Below are 3110 nucleotides of genomic sequence, written 5' to 3' on the forward strand. Positions count from 1 at the left end.
CATATCGGGCAGTATATGAAGGAAGCGGGCGCGAAAAAAGCTCTCGTACTATACGGCAGCGAGCGCGTACGAAAGAGCGGTCTTATGGATGTCGTAGAAGATAGCTTAAGAGCGAGCGAGATAGAATTTACCCAGCTTGGCGGCATAAAATCAAATCCCGTGCTAAGCAAGGTAAATGAAGCGATCAAGCTCGCTAAAGAATTTGGCGCCGATAGCGTGCTTGCTGTGGGCGGCGGAAGCGTGCTGGACTCGGCGAAAGCCGTAGCCGCGGGTGCCTGCTACGAGGGCGATGTGTGGGATTTTTTCACCGGCAAAAGCCCAAGTGCCGCGCTTAAAATTTTTGATATCATCACCCTCGCCGCGACGGGCTCGGAGATGAACTGCGGCGGCGTGGTGACCAAGGAGCAGACCAAACAAAAATACCCGATCAGTGCACCGTGTCTATACCCGAAGGTCTCGGTCATAAACCCGCAGCTGCAAGCAACCGTCAGCCGCGAGTATCTCGTATATAGCGCGAGCGACATCATCGCGCACAGCATCGAGGGGTATTTTACCGCTAGCGTCCATCCGGACATCGTGCGAGCCTATATCGAAGCAAACATCAAAACCGTCATCCGCACGACTGAAATCCTGCTCGCAGATCCGAGCGATTACGACGCGCGCGCCGAGTTTGCGTGGGCCGCTACGATGGCGCTAAACGGGCTAACCTACGTGGGCGTGGGTGGCTTCGGCTATCCGAACCATATGATAGAGCACGCGATGAGTGCGGTCGCGGACTGTGCGCATGGAGCCGGTCTTAGCGTGGTAATGCCTGCGTGGATGAGGTGGTATAAGGATAGGAATTTAAGCGCGTTTGAACGTTTCGCGCGTGAAATTTTCGGCCTTAAAAGCGCAGATGAAGGCACCCTGGCACTTAAAGCATGGTTTGATAAGATCGGTACGCCTACTGGCCTCGCGCAGCTTGGCATCGAAGGCAAGGTGCTGGACGAGGTCATAGACGTAGCCGCGACAAACGCCAAAGCGTGGAATATGGCGGAGCTTTACAGCCGCGAAAATATCGCTAAAATTCTTGAGCTGGCAAGATAAATTTAAATGGAGTAAATTGGTTTATGGCTTTAGCCTCTTGCTTTGACTTTTGATTTTCGGACGGTCGTTAAACCGTCCGAATTTATCATTTTGGATTGAGCTCTTTTAAATATTTGGCTAGCCGACTTTGCCTATTTACTTGCTAAATTTGAGAAAGCGGGTCGGTGGATATTTGCAGCTACTATTTTATAAATTTTGCTAAAATTCCAAAAACCAAGGAGGCACAATGAGCAAGATAGATGAAATTTGTAAGTATTTGGACGCTAAATTTAGCTCAGACGGCAAGATACAAAGCGATATAAAGGAGCTATTTGTCTACCGAGCAAGCGTGCCGACCGAGTTTTTAACCGGCGTTTACGAACCGGCGCTTTGCATGGTTTTTAAAGGCTCAAAACTAGCCAAAGTCGGTAATGATTTTTACGAGTACGACGAGCAGCGCTATCTGCTAGCCGCTACGCACATCCCCGCCGTTGCGAAGATCAAAGGCTGCCGTATCTAGCTATAAAGATCAACTTTGAGCTAGAAGATATCTTGGGCGTGATCGAAAGCATTGGCGGCGCCGAGAGCAAAAAGGGCGAGTTTGCAGGGCTAGCTCTTGGGGCGATAGATGATGAGCTGCTTGAGGCCGTATTTAAATTTATCCGTTTGCTAGATCGTCCAAACGATGCTAAATTTTTAGCAAAGCTCGCGATAAAGGAAATTTTATACATACTCTTAAAGGGCGAAAACGGCGATTTCCTGCGCCAATACGCAATGCTAGAAACCATAGAAAACCGCGTCACGCGCGCTGCTAAAGAGATAAAATCAAACTATGCCGAGGCGATAAATATCGAAAATTTAGCCAGAAAGCTCGGTATCAGCGCATCGTCGCTCTATCATAACTTCAAGCGTATTACGGCGCTTAGTCCGCTTCAATTTCAAAAAAAGATCCGCCTCGAAGAGGCAAAAAATCTCTTGATAAATCAAAATTTAGACGCCGCAGAGGCTGCATTTGCCGTCGGTTACGCGAGCCCTTCGCAGTTTAATAGAGAGTACTCCAGGATGTTTGGCATGCCTCCTAAAGCGCACGTCTTAGCCATAACTGGCGCTTAAATTTAGTGCGGGCAGGTCTGCTGTCTCTCGTTGATTTTATCTCCCAAGCCTCTTTTATCTAAATTTACATTTTCGACCCACCCCAACTACAAATTTGATCTAAATTTTGCATTTTTTATAATATTTGCAGAAATAGGCAATGATTTTGCAGGATCGTTCTACCTCCTTTTTTTTAAAACCGTTATAATCACTTCAGTTAAAAAATTAAAATTACAAGGAGCAAAAATGCAGTATTTAACCTTAAACGACGGCAATAAAATGCCGATTTTAGGCTACGGAGTGTATCAGGTGGAGCCTGCAGAGGCTCAAAGGTGCGTTGAGGATGCGATTGGCGTGGGTTACCGCCTCATCGACACTGCGCAGTCTTATCATAACGAAGAGGGCGTTGGCGCGGCGGTTAAAGCGGCAATAGCCGGCGGCGTGAAACGCGAGGAGCTTTTTATAACGACAAAGCTTTGGGTGAGCGGCGTAAGCGAGGATAGAGCGCTAAAAGCCTTTGATGCGTCGATGAAAAAGCTAGGGCTCGATTATCTCGATCTGTATCTCATCCATCAGCCATATAGCGACACTTACGGCGCATGGCGAGCGATGAGTAGGCTTAAAAAAGAGGGTCGCATCCGCTCTATCGGCGTTAGCAACTTTAATCCGGGCCAAATTATGGACTTTGCGATAAACAACGAGATAAAGCCCGCGATAAATCAGATCGAGTGCAATCCTTTTCACCAACAGCTCGCAGCGCAGGCAAATTTAAAAGAGCTCGGCATCGCGATGCAAAGTTGGGCGCCGTTTGGCGAGGGCAGAAAGGATATGTTTAGCAACGCGGTACTAAAAACGATCGCGCAAAAGCAAGGCAGAAGCGTGGCTCAAGTGATTTTACGCTGGCTCGTGCAGCGCGGTATCGTCGTCATACCAAAGAGCGTAAGCAAAGAGCG

General features: G+C 48.3%; 4 protein-coding genes. All 4 read left to right on the plus strand.

Annotated features, from left to right (window positions below; all coding sequences use genetic code 11):
• Positions 1-1086, plus strand: a 1086-nt coding sequence (locus tag Q0438_RS01240) for an iron-containing alcohol dehydrogenase (RefSeq protein WP_299186408.1), incomplete at its 5' end; no start/stop codon positions are given.
• Between the two features lie 226 nt (positions 1087-1312).
• The gene (locus Q0438_RS01245; RefSeq protein WP_299186410.1) at positions 1313-1585 is read left to right on the plus strand and encodes an AraC family transcriptional regulator; all 273 of its coding nucleotides are present in this window, start codon (positions 1313-1315) and stop codon (positions 1583-1585) included.
• A gap of 38 nt (positions 1586-1623) precedes the next feature.
• Complete coding sequence (locus Q0438_RS01250; RefSeq protein ID WP_299186416.1) at positions 1624-2178, plus strand: AraC family transcriptional regulator; 555 nt, start codon at positions 1624-1626, stop codon at positions 2176-2178.
• 225 nt (positions 2179-2403) lie between these two features.
• The coding region (locus Q0438_RS01255; protein WP_299186413.1) for an aldo/keto reductase at positions 2404-3110 on the plus strand (707 nt) is incomplete at its 3' end.

The organism is uncultured Campylobacter sp. (genome assembly GCF_938030785.1).
GTDB lineage: Bacteria > Campylobacterota > Campylobacteria > Campylobacterales > Campylobacteraceae > Campylobacter_B.